This window comes from Streptomyces sp. NPDC002206, assembly GCF_053593595.1.
In genome coordinates this window covers 25,232-41,928 of the sequence record NZ_JBSFCW010000013.1, presented here as the reverse complement: position 1 = coordinate 41,928, position 16,697 = coordinate 25,232, and the positions used below count along the sequence as shown (strand labels likewise).

General features: G+C 69.9%; 15 protein-coding genes, 1 tRNA gene and 1 pseudogene. 11 read left to right on the top strand and 6 right to left on the bottom strand.

Going from position 1 to position 16,697, the window contains the following annotated elements:
• Both ACWCP8_RS23530 and ACWCP8_RS23525 read right to left on the bottom strand, forming a co-directional pair.
• A pseudogene (locus tag ACWCP8_RS23530) lies at nucleotides 1-1,122 on the bottom strand (SUKH-4 family immunity protein); the annotation flags it as partial.
• 5 nt (nucleotides 1,123-1,127) lie between these two features.
• A complete protein-coding gene (locus ACWCP8_RS23525) occupies nucleotides 1,128-2,105 on the bottom strand; it encodes an SMI1/KNR4 family protein (RefSeq protein ID WP_352265503.1) in 978 nt (325 codons plus the stop codon).
• A gap of 289 nt (nucleotides 2,106-2,394) precedes the next feature.
• On the opposite strand from ACWCP8_RS23525, the gene ACWCP8_RS23520 reads away from it, so the two are divergent.
• Nucleotides 2,395-2,919, top strand: a complete 525-nt coding sequence (locus ACWCP8_RS23520) for a YwqJ-related putative deaminase (RefSeq protein WP_352265502.1) — start codon at nucleotides 2,395-2,397, stop codon at nucleotides 2,917-2,919.
• A gap of 10 nt (nucleotides 2,920-2,929) precedes the next feature.
• A complete protein-coding gene (locus ACWCP8_RS23515; protein ID WP_451117924.1) occupies nucleotides 2,930-3,484 on the top strand; it encodes an SUKH-3 domain-containing protein in 555 nt (184 codons plus the stop codon).
• 71 nt (nucleotides 3,485-3,555) lie between these two features.
• Here ACWCP8_RS23515 and ACWCP8_RS23510 read toward each other — a convergent pair whose 3' ends face one another.
• Nucleotides 3,556-4,872 carry a sensor histidine kinase gene (locus ACWCP8_RS23510; RefSeq protein WP_352265498.1) on the bottom strand — a complete coding sequence of 439 codons (1,317 nt, stop codon included), beginning with the start codon at nucleotides 4,870-4,872 and terminating at the stop codon, nucleotides 3,556-3,558.
• 155 nt (nucleotides 4,873-5,027) lie between these two features.
• Here ACWCP8_RS23510 and ACWCP8_RS23505 point away from each other — a divergent pair, with 155 nt between their 5' ends.
• The 7 genes from ACWCP8_RS23505 to ACWCP8_RS23475 all read left to right on the top strand — a co-directional run bounded on the left by ACWCP8_RS23505 (nucleotide 5,028) and on the right by ACWCP8_RS23475 (nucleotide 10,682).
• Entirely contained in the window at nucleotides 5,028-5,903 is an 876-nt protein-coding gene (locus tag ACWCP8_RS23505) for a hypothetical protein (protein ID WP_451117922.1), read from the top strand.
• Nucleotides 5,904-5,910: 7 nt separating this feature from the next.
• Nucleotides 5,911-5,983 (top strand) — tRNA-Gln (locus ACWCP8_RS23500).
• A 107-nt stretch (nucleotides 5,984-6,090) separates the two neighbouring features.
• Nucleotides 6,091-7,539: a bifunctional UDP-N-acetylglucosamine diphosphorylase/glucosamine-1-phosphate N-acetyltransferase GlmU gene (gene glmU / locus ACWCP8_RS23495; protein ID WP_352265494.1), complete on the top strand. Its 1,449-nt coding sequence runs from the start codon at nucleotides 6,091-6,093 to the stop codon at nucleotides 7,537-7,539.
• 120 nt (nucleotides 7,540-7,659) lie between these two features.
• Nucleotides 7,660-8,634: a ribose-phosphate diphosphokinase gene (locus tag ACWCP8_RS23490; protein ID WP_352265492.1), complete on the top strand. Its 975-nt coding sequence runs from the start codon at nucleotides 7,660-7,662 to the stop codon at nucleotides 8,632-8,634.
• A gap of 182 nt (nucleotides 8,635-8,816) precedes the next feature.
• A complete protein-coding gene (locus ACWCP8_RS23485; protein ID WP_352265490.1) occupies nucleotides 8,817-9,404 on the top strand; it encodes a 50S ribosomal protein L25/general stress protein Ctc in 588 nt (195 codons plus the stop codon).
• Between the two features lie 127 nt (nucleotides 9,405-9,531).
• Nucleotides 9,532-10,125 (top strand): aminoacyl-tRNA hydrolase, encoded by a 594-nt coding sequence (pth, locus tag ACWCP8_RS23480; RefSeq protein ID WP_352265488.1) that lies wholly within the window; start codon nucleotides 9,532-9,534, stop codon nucleotides 10,123-10,125.
• Between the two features lie 86 nt (nucleotides 10,126-10,211).
• Nucleotides 10,212-10,682, top strand: a complete 471-nt coding sequence (locus ACWCP8_RS23475; protein ID WP_451117919.1) for a hypothetical protein — start codon at nucleotides 10,212-10,214, stop codon at nucleotides 10,680-10,682.
• Nucleotides 10,683-10,712: 30 nt separating this feature from the next.
• Here the strand turns inward: ACWCP8_RS23475 and ppc are convergent, their stop codons facing one another.
• Nucleotides 10,713-13,442, bottom strand: a complete 2,730-nt coding sequence (ppc, locus tag ACWCP8_RS23470) for a phosphoenolpyruvate carboxylase (RefSeq protein ID WP_352265485.1) — start codon at nucleotides 13,440-13,442, stop codon at nucleotides 10,713-10,715.
• Between the two features lie 276 nt (nucleotides 13,443-13,718).
• Here ppc and ACWCP8_RS23465 point away from each other — a divergent pair, with 276 nt between their 5' ends.
• Both ACWCP8_RS23465 and ACWCP8_RS23460 read left to right on the top strand, forming a co-directional pair.
• A complete protein-coding gene (locus ACWCP8_RS23465) occupies nucleotides 13,719-14,720 on the top strand; it encodes an acyl-CoA desaturase (protein ID WP_352265484.1) in 1,002 nt (333 codons plus the stop codon).
• Nucleotides 14,717-15,403 carry a TetR/AcrR family transcriptional regulator gene (locus ACWCP8_RS23460; RefSeq protein ID WP_352265483.1) on the top strand — a complete coding sequence of 229 codons (687 nt, stop codon included), beginning with the start codon at nucleotides 14,717-14,719 and terminating at the stop codon, nucleotides 15,401-15,403. Before ACWCP8_RS23465 ends, ACWCP8_RS23460 begins: the two co-directional genes overlap by 4 nt.
• A 115-nt stretch (nucleotides 15,404-15,518) precedes the next feature.
• On the opposite strand, the gene ACWCP8_RS23455 is transcribed toward ACWCP8_RS23460, so the two are convergent.
• Both ACWCP8_RS23455 and ACWCP8_RS23450 read right to left on the bottom strand, forming a co-directional pair.
• Nucleotides 15,519-15,884: a VOC family protein gene (locus ACWCP8_RS23455; protein WP_352265481.1), complete on the bottom strand. Its 366-nt coding sequence runs from the start codon at nucleotides 15,882-15,884 to the stop codon at nucleotides 15,519-15,521.
• The gene (locus tag ACWCP8_RS23450) at nucleotides 15,884-16,681 is read right to left on the bottom strand and encodes a trans-aconitate 2-methyltransferase (protein WP_451117916.1); all 798 of its coding nucleotides are present in this window, start codon (nucleotides 16,679-16,681) and stop codon (nucleotides 15,884-15,886) included. Before ACWCP8_RS23450 ends, ACWCP8_RS23455 begins: the two co-directional genes overlap by 1 nt.
• Between the last annotated feature and the right edge of the window lie 16 nt (nucleotides 16,682-16,697).

Genomic DNA, 16,697 nt, shown 5'->3' with positions numbered 1-16,697 from the left:
ACCGCGCGGCGGCGTCGAACCAGGAGGACCGGGAGGCGCGGGCGGTCCGGGCGGCTGGGGCGCACCGGGCGGGCCGACCTGCGAGACGAGCTGCGTCGGCAGATAGCCGCCCGCCGGAACGCCGGGCGTACCCGGGCCCGAGGGCGGCGGCACCGGCACACCCGGCCTGACACCCGGCGTACCGGGGGCGCCGGGCGGCGGCGGAGTCGTCGAACCGCCCCCGCGCGCACCGCGCGGAGGCATCACGGCCTTACTGGTGGCCGCGTCCGCGATGTCACCGCTCCCCGGAACACCAGGAGCACCCGGAACCGGAGCTCCGGGGCCGGGCGCGCCCGGCCCCTGCGGGGGCAGCCCCGGAACGACCGCCGTTCGCGGCAGCCGGCTGCCGCCGGACATCAGCGCGGTCGGCGCCTCCGCCGACACCACCGGCGGCGGGGTGCCGTCGTCATCGGCACCCGAGAGCGGCGGCGCGAACACGGTGGCCGGCAGTGCCACCGCCCCGTCGTCGGAGTCCGCGTTGGTGTCGGTCCCCGCCCACGGAGCGGCCCCCACCGGCACATTCGGCGCGGCGGCCGGAACGCCGTCCTGAGCGGTGGGCTCGTACGCGGCCTGCGCACCGGCGCCGGACCACGGCGTCCCGCCGGACGGCAGCCCGGGCCCGCCCACGGCCTCGGGAGCAGCAGAAGAAGGTGAAGGAGCGGTGGGAGAAGCAGGGCGCGTGTCCTCGGACCGCTTCGCCCGCTGATCCGGAATCCCGAGCTTGTCCGCCGCCTCCTGGAGCCACTCCGGGGGGCTCAGCAGGAACGACGTCTGGTTCAGATCGATACGCTGCGGCGGCTCCGGAGCGGCCGGGGTCGCGTCGGGTGCGCCGTACTCCTCCTCGTACCGCCGGATCACCTCACCCACCGGCAGCGCGGGCCACAGCGTGGCGTCACCGCTGTCCCGGGCGATCACCAGCCGCTGACGGCCGCCGTCCGAGACCGGCCCCTCCGCACGGTCCTCGGCCCACACCACGAAGCCCAGCTCGAACTCGCGGACCCGCACCTCGCGATGCTGGTACGCGGGCACATCACCGTTGACCCACTCTTCCGCGCGCTCCTGCGCCTGCGCGAAGGTCACCATCGCGCTCACCCCTCCACCGGGACGACGTACGCGAAGCCGCCGTCCACCATCAGGTTTGCCACGGTCTCCAGCTCCGGCGGATTGCCCGCCAGCCGCTGCAGGAAGGCGTCGAAGTCCGCACCGCAGGGCAGCAGCAACCGGTCCACGCGCTCCTGCACACCCCAGCCGTCCCGGTCCCTGGCATCGTCGTACGCGCAGAACCACACCGAGCCGACACCGTCGCCCCGGACCTTCACCGCGAGGATGCCGCCCTGGACGAAGCCAACGCCCAGGTAGTCCTTGGTGAGATGGTCCCGCAGGCACTTGTTGACGTACACCAGGTCGTTCACGGCGGCCTCCTCGCGCACCGTGAAGAACGGCTGGTCGACCAGGAGACCCAGCTCCGCGTCGAGCGCCGCACCCACCGGGGCCGAACCGCCCGCCGCCTTCAGGAACGAGCGGTACGCGCCCGGCAGCCGGTAACCGAGGTCCTCCTCGACACCCAGGATCTGCTGCTCGCTGACCGCCGCCGCCCCCTTCGGGAGCCGGAAATGCGCGGGCCGGGTCTCCTGCAGCGGACGCGTGCCCCGCTTGTTCTGGTCGACCGGAGTGGTGGCGAGACCACCGTGGTGCCGCAGCAGCGCCTTGACCTCGACCGGGACGAGCTCCATCCGACGGCCGCCCGGCACGTGGTGCCAGGTCCAGCCGTGCGGAGTGGCAACCGCCGGAATCGTGTCCCACAGCTCATGGCCGGTCGCCGCCAACGCCGCGTTCGCCGAGACATAGTCGGTGAGCCGCAACTCATCGACGCCGAAGCCCTGCGGAGGCTCCGCGATCTCGGCGGCGGCCCGTGCGTACGGCGTGAATACCGGGCAGCCGTTCTCGTCCACACGCACACCTCTGGGGTGGCGGGACGCCCGGACCGGATCCGGGAAGTGCACGACCTGCCCGGCGTAGGCCGCGTTCGGTGGCGCGGCTTGCTGCCCGAGCCGACCTGTCGTCATGGCGGTTGCCCCCTGCTGCGTCTGTCTGGTGAGGACCGACCTGCCCATGGTGGCGGTCCAGGCACAGCCTATGCGGTGGCGCAACAGGCGGTCTCGCCACTCCACTTCACCCCCGCTCCACCCTCCGCTTCGATCACCAACCGTCACAACTGAGTGACGGACGAGCGTCGGTCAGGCCACCTTCGGCGACACGCAGACACGTTTCACCGACCCAGCTTCCCCACCACCTGGCACATTTGGCAGGCTGTCACCGCAACTCGGGGGATTGCACGGGAGGGACATCCGCACCATGCACACAACACAAACAGTCACATCCGGGGATCCGCGCCTCAGCTGGAGCAGCACCGAGACCAGCCGCACACCTCGCCTGCTCCACCGCCGCGACGGCATCCTGCCGGCCGTGGCCGCAGCCCTGTCCGTCCGCGGCGAGACACTGACCTGCACGGCCGGCAAAGGCGACCATCCACCCGTACTGCACCCGCTGGTACAGGACTTCCTCGACACCCTCACCAGCGGCCAGCGGGAGCGCTTCACCGGCCGCTGCCCCGAAGCGATACTGCTCTCCCGTCAACTCACCGCCGCCGAGGCCGACCGATCCAAACGAGCCCAGCGCAAGCCGCTGACCAGCAGCGAGGCCCGGCGCGCGCTGAAGCACTCACGGCTCACCGCACGGCGGATCCGTGAGGACGGCGACCCGATGCACGGCAGTTACGCACCGCCCTGCCGCTCCTGTACGGCGATGCTCGCCCATTTCGGCGTACGTCCCATCGACCTCACCACCACCAGCGCGGCAACCACCGCCGAGAAGGGCTGATCGCGCGCCGATGCACGACCGAACCGACGACCACCCCGTTCCCGGCCTTCCCGGACAGGCCGACCGTACGGCCCACGCGGACCGCGCCGCCGCCACCCGATTCCCCGTCGCCATCGATGCCGCCCTGCGCTCCGCGGGCTGGCAGCCGGGCCGATGGGACATCCGGCAGGCAGAGGAATGGGCCGACGCACTGCGCGCCCACACCTCACCCGCCGGGCATCAGCACGCAGTCTTCCCGGCGGCCGTGGAGGCGTGGGCGGAATTCGGCGGACTGCACATCACCGCATCCGCACCGGGCCGGCAGATCGCACCGGCCTCGGTGCGCATCGACCCACTGAGCGGACTCCACCTGGCCCGCACACTCGGCGACCTGGGGCGGGCACTGGAGACCGAGGTCAGCCCACTCGGCGAGGAGGACGACGGACAGGCCGTCCTCGCGATCGACACCGAAGGACGGGTGTACAGCATCGACCACACCGGGGACTGGTACCTGGGCGCGAGCATCGACCAGGCGCTGGCAATGCTGGTCGGAGGGATCCAGCCGCAACGACTGACTTCGGGCTGAGGGGGCTTCCACAACCAGCTGGCCCGTCCTGCGATCGAGAACAGCGAGGCCGAAGAGCCGAGCCGGCCCGGTCACACGGCGCGCTGGTCCGGCAGCACCGCCGAAACCCGGAAGCCCCCCGCATCCGTCGGGCCCGACACGAACACGCCCCCCAGACCGAGCACCCGTTCCCGCATCCCCACCAGACCGTTGCCACCGCTCGGCAACCCCGCGTCCGCCGTCGCGCCGTCCGTCGGACCGTTCTCCACCTGCATCGCGACTTCCGAACCACGGTGCGCCAGCCGCACCCACGTCGTCGCACCCGCCGCATGCTTGTGGACATTCGTCAGGGCTTCCTGCACCACCCGGTACGCCGTCTGTTCCACCTCGGGGGCATACGGACGCGCCTGACCGTCCACCGACAACTCCACCGTCATCCCGGCCGCCCGGGACTGCCCGACCAACGCCTCCACCTCATGCAGCCGAGGACCGTCCTCCGCGGCCGCCGCAGCAGCCGCGGCCGCCGCCTGCCCCACCGCGGCCAGCGGCACCTTCGCGGCCCGGGCCGTCATCGGATCACCCGTGCGCAGCACGCCCAGCATCTCCCGCAGCTCGGTCAGGGCCTGCCGCCCCATGTCACCGACCAGCGCAGCGTTCCGCACCGCCTTCGCCGGGTCCTTCGGGGCAACGGCCTGCAGGGCCGCGGCATGCACCACCATCAGGCTGACCCGGTGCGCGACCACGTCATGCATCTCCCGCGCGATCCGGGTCCGCTCCTCCGTACGCGCCCACTCGGCCCGCTCCTCCGCTCGGTCGGCAAGCAGCGACAGCTCCCGCTCCAGCGAGTCCGCCCGCTCCCGCAAACTCTCCATCAGCCGGCGCCGCGCCCCTATGTAGAGGCCGAACAGCACGGGCGGGGCCGTCAGCCCCAGCGACATGAAGAGGGACAGCACCGGCACGTACCAGTCGCCGGGACCGAAGTTCCCGGCGTGCACCGAAACGCTCTGCCGCAGCCGTACGTAGGTGACGATGAACGTCCCGACCAAGGACATCCCCATCAGCACCGCGGTGATCCTGCGCGGTATGTCGGACGCGGCCAGCGTGTAGAGGCCGACCAGGCCCATCAGGAAGCCCATCTCGGCGGGCGTCGTCGCGATCGAGACCAGCACCACGGCGATCGGCCAGCGCCGCCGCACCACCAGCACGGACCCCGCAAGCAGCCCGAAGACGACCCCGAGCGGCACCGGCAGCCCGGCGTCCCCCGCGAAATTCACCCCTTCCAACGCGCATTCCAGCGCTGACAGCAGCGCCAGCCCCACGTCCAGGGCGACACTGCGCCGTCGTTCCCACCACCAATAGCCGCGAGTGGTCGATCCCGCGCCTTCCCGGTGTTCCCCCGTTGCGGTCATGGCATCCAGCCTACGGGCGGACGCATCTCATTTTCGGGCGACCTGGACAGCACGTCCCTCGTTCGAACAGGGGCGAAATGATCGACGATCGCCCGAAATGGCGAATCGGCCACCCTTTCGAGCCGGACGTCCGCATTCCGGACAACGCTTGACCCGTGACGGAAATCACCAGCAAATACGCCGACTTCGAGGGCCTCCGCAAGCAGGCGGTCGCCCTGCGACGCGAGGGTCTGAGCCGCCGCCAGATCCGCGACCGGCTGTTCGTGGACAACAACGACATCCTCAACCGCCTCCTGGAGGGCGAGCCCGCCCCGGAGTGGACGAAACGCCCGAACGCCAAGGACGACCTGCGGGAGAAGGCGCGTGAACTGCGACTGCAGGGAATGACATACGACCGGATACAGGTGGAGCTGGGCTGCTCCAAGAGTTCGATCTCGCTGTGGGTGCGGGATCTGCCGAAACCTGCGCCACGAACGAAGGCAGACGCATCGGCAATCGCCAAGCGAGGCTGGGAAGTCACGCTGCAACGACGTGAAGTGGCACGTCAGGAAGTCAAGCAGGCTGCGCAGCGCGAGATCGGCACCCTCTCCGAGCACGAACTGTTTCTGCTGGGCGTGGGGCTGTACTGGGCCGAGGGGACCAAGGACAAGCCGCACGCACGCCGCGAGAGAGTGGCGTTCGTGAACAGCGATCCCGACATGATCCAGGTCTTTCTGGCTTGGCTCGCTCTCCTGGACGTCGCCCCCGAGCGACTCCGGTTCCACCTGATGATCCACGCATCAGCCGACGTGGCCGCAGCGGAGCGCTACTGGGCAGACCTCACTGGAACGGACGTCTCCTCCTTCGGCAAGACAACCCTCAAAAAGCACAACCCGAAGACTGTCCGCAAGAACGTCGGGATCGACTATCGAGGCTGCCTCGTCATCCATGTACAGCAGAGCGCCGACCTTTACCGTCGCATCGAGGGCTGGTGGTGCGGCATAGTAGGCGGCAGCGTTTTCGGGCAGGCGCCTCGTTCTGCCCTGACTTGACGCATATTCCGCCGTAGTGTAATTGGCAGCACGGCACCCTTTGGAGGTGTTCGGTCTAGGTTCGAGTCCTAGCGGCGGAGCAACAGTGCGGGCCCCGACCTCACCGGTCGGGGCCCGCACTCATGTCCGCCCCGTACGCCCCCGGTATCCTTCGAATGTCCACCACCCGAAGCCGAAGGGCACATCTGTGAGCGTCAACAGCCCGGCAGCCGTCGTCGTCCTCGCAGCGGGTGAGGGCACCCGCATGAAGTCGAAGACTCCCAAGGTTCTGCACGAGATCTCCGGGCGTTCGCTCGTCGGACATGTCGTCACCGCCGCCCGCGAGCTGACCCCCGAGCACCTCGTCGTGGTCGTGGGTCATGCGAGCGAGCAGGTCACCGCGCATCTCGCCACCGTCGACAGCCAGGTACGGACCGCCTACCAGGCCGTCCAGGGCGGCACCGGCCACGCCGTGCGCTTCGGTCTCGAAGAGCTGGGCGGCACCGTCGAGGGCACCGTGATCGTCGTCTGCGGCGACACCCCGCTGCTCTCCGGCGAGACACTCACCGCGCTCGCCGCCACCCACACGGCCGACGGCAACGCCGTCACCGTGCTGACCGCCGAGGTTCCGGACGCCACGGGCTACGGCCGGATCGTCCGGGATGCCGCCAGCGGTGCGGTCACCGAGATCGTCGAGCACAAGGACGCCACCGACGCCCAGCGCGCGATCCGTGAGATCAACTCCGGCGTCTTCGCGTTCGACGGGCGGCTGCTCGCGGACGCCCTCGGCAAGGTCCGTACCGACAACAGCCAGGGCGAGGAGTACCTCACCGATGTGCTGTCCATCCTGCGCGAGGCCGGGCACCGCGTCGGCGCCTCGGTCGCGGCCGACCACCGCGAGATCCTCGGGATCAACAACCGGGTGCAGCTCGCCCAGGCCCGCGCCCTGCTGAACCAGCGGCTGCTGGAGCGGGCGATGCTGGCCGGCGTGACCGTCGTGGACCCGGCGACGACGGTGATCGACGCCACGGTGACGTACGAGCCGGACGCGATCGTGCACCCCGGTACTCAGCTGCTCGGTACCACGCACCTCGCCGAGGACGCCGAGGTCGGCCCGAACACCCGGCTGACGGACACCACCGTCCACGCGGGTGCGCGCGTCGACAACTCGGTCGCGGACCGGGCGGAGATCGGCCCGGGTTCGACGGTCGGCCCGTACGCGTATCTGCGCCCCGGCACCAGGCTCGGCGCGAAGGCCAAGGCCGGTACGTACGTGGAGATGAAGAACGCCACGATCGGCGAGGGCACCAAGGTGCCGCACCTGAGCTATGTCGGCGACGCGACGATCGGCGATCACACCAACATCGGTGCCGCGAGCGTCTTCGTGAACTACGACGGTGTGGCGAAGCACCACACGACGATCGGCTCACATTGCCGGACCGGTTCGGACAATATGTTTGTGGCACCCGTCACGATCGGGGACGGTGTGTACACCGCCGCCGGCTCCGTGATCACCAAGGATGTGCCGCCCGGTTCGCTGGCCGTCGCCCGCGGTCAGCAAAGGAATATCGCGGGTTGGGTGGCCCGTAAGCGTCCGGGCAGCGCTGCCGCACAGGCGGCTCAGGCCGCTGCGCAGGAGGCCGACAGCGAAAGCTGACCGGAAACGGGTGCGCCGCGCACGGCGTACCGTGATAGATGCTCACCCCATTTCGGCTGGCTCGTTGCACATCGGGACACATGCGTGCAGCGCCAGGAACACGTCTGAGGAGACTGTGCTGTGACCGGGATCAAGACGACCGGCGAGAAGAAACTGATGCTCTTCTCCGGCCGCGCCCACCCCGAGCTGGCCGAGGAGGTTGCGCACCAACTGGGTGTCGGCCTCGTGCCGACGAAGGCCTTCGATTTCGCCAACGGTGAGATCTATGTCCGCTTCCAGGAGTCCGCCCGCGGCGCCGACTGCTTCCTGATCCAGAGCCACACGGCTCCGATCAACAAGTGGATCATGGAGCAGCTGATCATGCTGGACGCGCTGAAGCGCGCGTCGACCCGTTCGATCACGGTGATCGTGCCGTTCTACGGTTACGCCCGTCAGGACAAGAAGCACCGTGGCCGCGAGCCGATCTCGGCCCGTCTGGTCGCCGACCTGATGAAGACGGCGGGTGCCGACCGCATCCTCACCGTCGACCTGCACACCGACCAGATCCAGGGCTTCTTCGACGGCCCGGTCGACCACCTCTTCGCGCTGCCGATCCTCGCCGACTACGTCGGCGCCAAGGTCGACCGGTCGAAGCTGACGATCGTCTCCCCGGACGCCGGCCGTGTGCGGGTCGCCGACCGCTGGTGCGACCGGCTGGACGCCCCGCTGGCGATTGTCCACAAGCGTCGCGACAAGGACGTCGCCAATCAGGTGACGGTCCACGAGGTCGTCGGCAACGTCAAGGGCCGGGTCTGTGTCCTGGTCGACGACATGATCGACACCGGTGGCACCATCTGCGCCGCCGCCGACGCCCTGTTCGCGCACGGCGCCGAGGACGTCATAGTGACGGCGACGCACGGTGTGCTCTCCGGCCCGGCTGCGGACCGGCTGAAGAACTCCAAGGTCAGCGAGTTCGTCTTCACGGACACCCTGCCGACCCCGGGCGAGCTGGAGCTCGACAAGATCACGGTGCTCTCGATCGCGCCGACGATCGCGCGTGCGGTGCGTGAGGTCTTCGAGGACGGTTCGGTGACGAGCCTCTTCGAGGAGCAGTAAGCAGCACTGCGCAAAAGATCCACTTTGGGTGCGGCCTCCCCGCCGGGTAGACTCAGCGAGTTGCTCGGCGAGGGAGGCCGTACTCATGGGTACGGCGGTCCGTTATCGACGCGCTCTTCGTAGCAGGCCTGTCGTGGGCCGGGTGACCATCCAGTTTTCGTCACCCCACGAGGAGTGCAGTCATGGCCGAGATCAAGCTCGCCACCCAGACCCGTACCGAGTTCGGCAAGGGTGCTGCCCGTCGCGCCCGTCGTGACAACCAGGTCCCCGCGGTCGTCTACGGCCACGGCGCCGAGCCGGTCCACGTCACGCTGCCGGCCCACGACCTGCTCCTTGCGCTTCGCACCGCCAACGTCCTGATCGGCCTGGAGATCGACGGCAAGGACACGCTGGTCATCCCGAAGGCCGTGCAGCGCAACCCGCTCAAGGGCGACATCGAGCACGTCGACCTGCTGACCGTCAAGCGCGGCGAGAAGGTCAACGTCGAGATCGCCGTGCACGTCGAGGGCGAGCTGGCCCCGGGCGGCAACCTCCTCGAGTACGTGCAGAACACCCTGCTCGTCGAGGCCGAGGCCACCCACATCCCCGAGTCCGTCACGGTCTCCGTCGCGGGCCTCGACGCCGGTGACTCCATCCTCGCCAAGGACATCCCGCTGCCCACCGGCTCCGTGCTGGCCGGCGACGAGGACGCTGTCGTCCTGCAGGTCGTCTCCGCGCAGGCCGAGGAGCCGACTGCCGAGTCGGCCGAGGCCGAGGGCACCGAGGCCTGAGCCTCGCCCTCCACGCTTCACCTGCTTCACTGACGGGGCGGCGGTTCCTTCTTCGGGGACCCGCCGCCCCGTCCGCCTGTATCCGGGCCATCCGGAACCATCCGTACGCGAAGGAGACCGAGCGCAGATGTCCGAAGCCACCGACCCCTGGCTCATCGTGGGCCTCGGCAATCCCGGTCCCGAGTACGCGGCGAACCGGCACAATGTCGGCTTCATGGTCGCCGACCTTCTCGCGGAGCGGATCGGCGGGAAGTTCAAGCGGGCGCAGAAGGCCCAGGCGCAGGTCGTCGAGGGCCGCATCGGCCCGCCCGGACCGGCGAGCCGCCGCGTGATCCTGGCCAAGCCGATGTCGTACATGAATCTTTCCGGTGGCCCTGTCACGGCGCTGCGCGACTTCTACAAGGTGCCGACCGACCACATCGTGGCGATCCACGACGAGCTGGACATCGACTACGGGATGCTGCGGCTGAAGCTGGGCGGCGGCGACAACGGGCACAACGGGCTGAAGTCGATGACGAAGTCGATGGGCTCCGACTATCACCGGATCCGGTTCGGGATCGGCCGGCCGCCGGGCCGGATGCAGGTTGCGGACTTTGTGCTGAAGGACTTCTCGTCCACCGAGCGCAAGGAGCTCGGTTATCTGGTGGACCGGGCGGCGGACTCGGTGGAGTGCCTGCTCGCGGAGGGTCTGGAGCGCGCGCAGAGCGCGTACAACTCGTGAGTTAGCCGCGCAATTCGGGGTCTTTTCTGGCCATGGGCTGACTCTGAGTTGACCGAAAGCGTTCGCTTGGCCAAGGATCGCTCCCCATGAAGCGGAGCCCCTCCCACCCCGCCCTCCTGTACGGCCGTAGCGCAGCCATGGGCTGTATCGCGCTGCTGCTGCTCGTCGCGGGCGTCGTGTCGTCCTGGGACTCGGCGCAGCACATCGTCCTCGCCAAGGGCCGTGAGCACGGCACGATGACCGTCACCGGCTGCGGCGCCGACGTCTGTACGGGTCCGTTCGCTCCGGCCGACGGCGCCACCGCCCGCCCGCGCGTGACGACGGAGAAGTCCGTCGCGGTGCGGAAGGGCGGCAGGTTCCCGGTCGTCGTGAAGCCCGGCACGGACATTGTCGTACGCACGGGGCTTCCGGGTTTTCTGCATGCCTGGACGCCGCTGGGCGGTGCGCTGCTGCTGGCCGCCCTGGTCATCGGCGGTGGTCTGCGGCTGACCCGGGTCGCCTGGTCCACCGGGGTCGCGGGCGCGGCTCTGCTGGTGGCGACGTTCATCGCCCTGTGACAGAACCGCGCCCGCGCACTGCCCGGCGGGTCAGCCGGTGTTGCGCAGGCCTGCGGCGACACCGTTCACGGTGAGCAGCAGGGCCCGGGCGAGCAGCGGGTCGGCTTCCTCGCCGCGCTCCGCGGCCTCGCGCTGGCGGGCCAGGAGCGAGACCTGGAGGTAGGAGATCGGGTCCAGGTAGGCGTCGCGGATGGAGAAGGTCTGCTGGAGCACCGGGCTGGTGCCGAGCAGTTCGGTCCCGCCGGTGACCTTGAGGACTTCCTCGACCGTGAGCGCGTGCTCGGCCTCGATGTCGGCGAAGACGTGCTTCAGCTCGTCGGGGACGAGCGTGTCGACGTAGTGGCGGGCGATCCGGAGGTCGGTCTTGGCGAGTGTCATCTCCACGTTCGAGATGAAGTTACGGAAGAAGTGCCACTGTTCGTGCATCTCTTCCAGAACGGTGTCCAGGCCGGCTTCGCGCAGTGCCTTGAGCCCGGAGCCGACGCCGTACCAGCCGGGCACGATCTGCCGGGACTGGGTCCAGCCGAAGACCCACGGGATGGCCCGCAGGCCGTCGAGTCCGGCGCCGGAGTCCGGGCGGCGCGAGGGGCGCGAGCCGAGGTGGAGTTCGGCGAGCTGGTCGACGGGGGTGGATGCGAAGAAGTACGCGGGCAGGTCGGGGTCCTCGACCAGCTTGCGGTACGCGTCGTGCGCGGCGTCGGAGACGGTGTCCATCGCCGCGTCCCAGCGTGCGAGGGCCTCGTCGGACTGGCGGGGCGCGGTGTGCAGCGCGGACGCCTGGAGGGTGGCCGCGACGGTCAGCTCCAGGTTCTCCCGGGCGAGCGCGGGGATGAGGTACTTGTCGGAGATGACCTCGCCCTGTTCGGTCACCTTGATCTCGCCCTCCAGCGTGCCCCACGGCTGCGCGAGGATCGCGTCGTGCGAGGGGCCGCCGCCGCGGCCGACGGTGCCGCCGCGGCCGTGGAAGAGCCGCAGCCGTACGCCGTAGCGGTGGGCGACGTCGCGGAGCCGGCGCTGCGCGCGGTGGATCTCCCACTGGGAGGTGGTGATGCCGCCGAACTTGGAGGAGTCGGAGTATCCGAGCATGACCTCCTGGACGTCGCCGCGGAGGGAGACGAGCCGCCGGTAGGACGGGTCGGCGAGCATTTCGTCGAGGATCACGTCGGCGGCGCGCAGCTCGTCGGTGGTCTCCAGGAGCGGCACGATGCCGATCTTGGCCCAGCCGCCGTGCAGGTCGAGCAGTCCGGCCTCGCGGGCGAGTACGGCGGCGGCGAAGACGTCGTCGGCGCCCTGGCACATCGAGATGATGTACGACTCGATGACCTCGGGGCCGAATCGTTCGAAGGCTTCCTTGATGGTGTGGAAGACGCCGAGGGTCTTCTCACCCGCGGCGTCCAGCGGGGCCGGGGAAGGGGCGAGCGGGCGGCGTGAGCGGAGCTCCTTGGCGAGGAGCTTCTGCCGGTAGTCGCGCGGCATGTCGGCGTAGCGCCAGGATTCCTCGCCGAGCCGGTCGAAGAGCTGGCCGAGGGCGTGGTGGTGGGCGTCTGCGTGTTCGCGTACGTCCATGGTGGCGAGCTGCAGGCCGAATGCGGAGAGGGTGCGGATGGTGCGGTTCATCCGCCCGTCGGCGAAGAGGCCGCAGCGGTGTTCGCGCAGGGAGGTCTGGATGAGTTCCAGGTCGGCGAGGAGTTCGGTGGTGCCGAGGTAGTCGCAGCCGGGGCGGTGCGGGGTGCCGCCGGCGAGGCGGTCGCGGGTGTTGACGAGCTTCTGCCGGATGCAGGTGGCCTTGAGGCGGTACGGCTCCTCGGCGTTGAGCCGCTTGTAGCGTGGGCTGATCTCGGGGAGGCGTTCCAGGTCGGCCTGCAGGGAGGTCAGCAGCTCGTCGGTGGCGCCGGTGTAGCGGATGGAGTTGGAGAGTTGACCGCGCAGGTGGTCGACGAGTTCCAGCGCGTCGGTGATGCCGTGTTCGTGCTGGAGGATCAGCACGTCCCAGGTGACGGCGGGCGTCACGTTGGGGTTGCCGTCGCGGTCGCCGCCGATCCAGGTGCCGAAGGTCAGCGGGCGGGTTCCGGCGGGCAGCTCGACGCCGACCCGCTCCAGCTCGGCCGCAAGGTCCTCGAGTACGTCCCCGACGGCGTTGGCGTGCAGTTCGTCGAGGTAGTAGATGGCGTTGCGGGCCTCGTCGGCCGGCTCGGGGCGGACCACGCGCAGTTCGTCGGTCTGCCAGATGAGGTCGATGTTCTCGGCGAGCCGCAGGTCGTGGCGGCGCCGGTCGGCCTCGATGACGGGGGTGTCGAGCAGCTCGGCGATGCGGCGGAGCTTGTTCAGTACGGAGCGCCGCGCGGCCTCGGTGGGGTGTGCGGTGAAGACGGGCCGTACGTTGAGGTTCTTGACGGTCTCGCGCAGGTGCTCGGGGTCCGCGTCCTTCAGCCGGTCGGCGGTACGGGCCAGCAGCCCGCCCTCGGCGGCGCGCCGGTCGCGCATCTCGTGGGCGCGGTGGACCTGCTCGGTCACGTTGGCCAGATGGAAGTAGGTGGAGAAGGCGCGCACGAGCTGTGCGGCGGTCTCCAGGTCCGTGTCGCCGAGGAGCTCGGCGGCGGCCTCGCCGTCGGTACGGGTCAGGGCGCGGACACGCTCGACGAGGTCGAGGAGTTCCTGACCCTCCTGGCGTACGAGGGTCTCGCCCAGCAGGTCGCCGAGGCGGCGGATGTCGGCGCGCAGCTCGGCGTTGGCGGCGGGGGTCTGGTCGGCACTGCTCACAGTGTGCGGCTCCTTGCAGTGGTTGAGCACCGGATCCGGGGCCGGCGGCTGGCAGCGGGCCCCGGGAAAGCAGAGTGCGGACCGCGCTGTCCGACGCTTCCAGGATAGGTGTCCGCGCCGTCGGCGCTGCTCTCGGCCCGACCACCGTTCCCCTTCATGGCGGAGGCCCGCAGCTCTCGTGCTGCGGGCCTCGGCGCTGTCATACTTACGAAGCCGTAGGTTACGGATGCGTAGCCAGAACTATCCGTCGTACTTCTCACCCTCCAGGGGCTCCCCATGAACACCACCCCCGACGTGATCGACGACGCCCGGACACCGGCGGCCGACGGTCCGGATCTCCCCTCCGCCACGCTCGGTGGCGACAACAAGCGTTCGATCGAGCAGATCGCGCTGCTGCTTTTCATCGTGGTGCCGTTCGTGGCGCTGGTCGCGGCGGTGCCGCTGGCCTGGGGCCGCGGTGTGAGCTGGCTCGATCTGGGTCTGCTGGTCGCCATGTACTTCACCGGCGTCCACGGCATCACGATCGGTTTCCACCGCTACTTCACCCACGGTTCCTTCAAGGCGAAGCGCCCGCTCCGTATCGCCCTGGCCGTCGCCGGGTCGCTCGCCGTGGAGGGCCCGCTGGTGCGCTGGGTGGCCGACCACCGCAAGCACCACCGCTTCTCCGACGCCGAGGGCGACCCGCATTCGCCGTGGCGGTTCGGCGAGACGCTCCCGGCCCTGATGAAGGGCCTGTGGTGGGCGCACATCGGCTGGATGTTCGACGAGGAGCAGACGCCTCAGCACAAGTACGCCCCGGACCTGGTCAAGGACCCGGCGCTCCGCGGGATCTCCCGCCACTTCCTCACGTTCACGATCGTCTCGCTGGCGATCCCGCCGCTGATCGGCGGTCTGGTGACGATGTCGTGGTGGGGTGCGGCGACGGCGTTCTTCTGGGGCTCGCTCGTACGGGTGGCTCTCCTGCACCACGTCACGTGGTCGATCAACTCCATCTGTCACGCGGTCGGCAAGCGCCCCTTCAAGTCCCGGGACCGGTCCGGCAATGTGTGGTGGCTGGCGGTCCTGTCCTGCGGCGAGTCCTGGCACAACCTGCACCATGCGGACCCGACGAGCGCCCGGCACGGGGTCATGAAGGGCCAGGTCGACTCCAGCGCCCGGCTGATCCGCTGGTTCGAAAAGCTCGGCTGGGCGTACGACGTGCGCTGGCCTGACGCGTCCCGGATCGACTCCCGGCGCATCGACGCCCGGCGCGAGACCGCACCCGCCGACGCGGCATGATTGACGACGTGGCGACCGACGGCAGCACGAGCAGCGAGAAGAACCGTCCCTCCTCCACCCGGCGGCCCCGCCGCGTGAGGATGACGGGCAAGGAACGCCGCGAACAGCTGCTGGACATCGGCCGCATCCTCTTCGCCGACAAGGGCTTCGAAGGCACCTCGGTCGAGGAGATCGCGGCCCGGGCCGGCGTCTCCAAGCCGGTCGTCTACGAACACTTCGGCGGCAAGGAGGGCCTGTACGCCGTCGTGGTGGACCGCGAGATGCGCCAGCTCCTCGACATGGTGACCAGCGCCCTGACGGCGGGCCACCCGCGCGAGCTCCTGGAGCAGGCCGCGTTCGCACTGCTCGACTACATCGAGACGTATACGGACGGCTTCCGCATCCTGGTCCGCGACTCCCCCGTCGCCCAGTCGACGGGCACCTTCGCGTCGCTGATCAGTGACATCGCCACCCAGGTGGAGGACATCCTGGGCCTGGAGTTCAAGGCCCGCGGATTCGACCCGAAGCTGGCCCCGCTGTACGCGCAGGCGCTGGTCGGCATGGTGGCGCTGACGGGCCAGTGGTGGCTGAACGTACGCAAGCCGAAGAAGGCGGAGGTGGCGGCGCATCTGGTGAACCTGGCCTGGCACGGCCTGGAGAATCTGGAGTCGAAGCCGCGGCTGATCGGCCACCGGAAGAACTGACCGGCCACCGGAAGTACCCGGCGCGCAGACACGGCGCGTGAGCGTGAGCGGGCCCGCCCTGTCGTCAGGGGTGGGCCCGCCGGCCGTTGCCTGCGTCCCGAACCGGCTCCGGCGCTCAGCCGTCCACCGGCTCCAGGAACTCCAGCCGGTTGCCGACCGGGTCGTGGCTGAAGAACCGGCGGTGTCCCGGCAGGTCGCCGTCCCACTGCACCTGTGCGCCGTGCGTCTCCAGCCGCGCCGCGAACGCCTCGATGTCCGTGACCCGTAGCCCCGGGTGGGCCTTCTTCGCCGGGCGGAACTCCGCTTCGATGCCCAGGTGCAGCTGGACGGGGCCCGTCCGGAACCAGCAGCCGCCGCGGGTTGCGAGGACCGGAGGCTTCGGGATCTCCGTCATGCCGAGGGCGTCCACGTAGAAGGCGCGAAGCGCGTCCTCCGAGCCTGCCGGGGCGGCCAGTTGGACGTGGTCCATTGCGGCGATCATCACTTCTCCTTGTGGGTCACGGCGAAGATGCGGCGGAACGGGAAGACCGTGCCGTGCGGGCCCTTCGGGTAGGCGGTGCGCAGCGCGTCGCGGTATTCGGTGAGGAAGGCGTCCTTGGCCTGCGGGTCGTCCGCGAGCGCCGTCAGGATCGGGCGCAGGCCGGTGCCCTTGACCCAGTCCAGGGCGGCGTCCTCGCCCTGGAGGAGGTGGAGGTAGGTGGTCTCCCAGACGTCCGCCGTGATGCCGGGGGCTGTGAGCGCGTCCAGGTAGGCGGTGGGTGTCAGGACGGCGTCGGCGTGGCGCAGGATGCCGGTCAGGCGGGAGCGCCAGCGCGGGGACTCGGCCAGTTCACGCATCAGGACGTGCGTGGGCTGGTCGAAGTTGCCGGGGACCTGGAAGGCGAACGTACCGCCGGGGGTGATGGCGTCCAGCCAGGCCGGGAAGCGGTCGGCGTGGCCGGGGACCCACTGGAGCAGGGCGTTGGAGACGATCAGGTCGTACGGTTCGGCCGGCGTCCAGGTCGTGGCGTCCGCCTCGGCGAAGTCCAGGAAGGGGGTGGCGTGCGCGTGGGCCTGTTCCAGCATCTGGGGGGAATTGTCGTAGCCGGTGATGCGGGCCTCGGGCCAGCGGTCGGCGAGGAGGGCCGTCACGTTGCCCGCTCCGCAGCCGAGGTCCGCGATGCGGGGTGCGGGTGCGGCCGGGAGCTCGGGGATGCGGGCCAGGAGGTCGTGGAACGGGCGGGTGCGGTGGTCGGCGTGGCGCAGGTACTGCTGCGGGTCCCAGGTGGGTGTCGTCATGCAGTCAGGATCACCA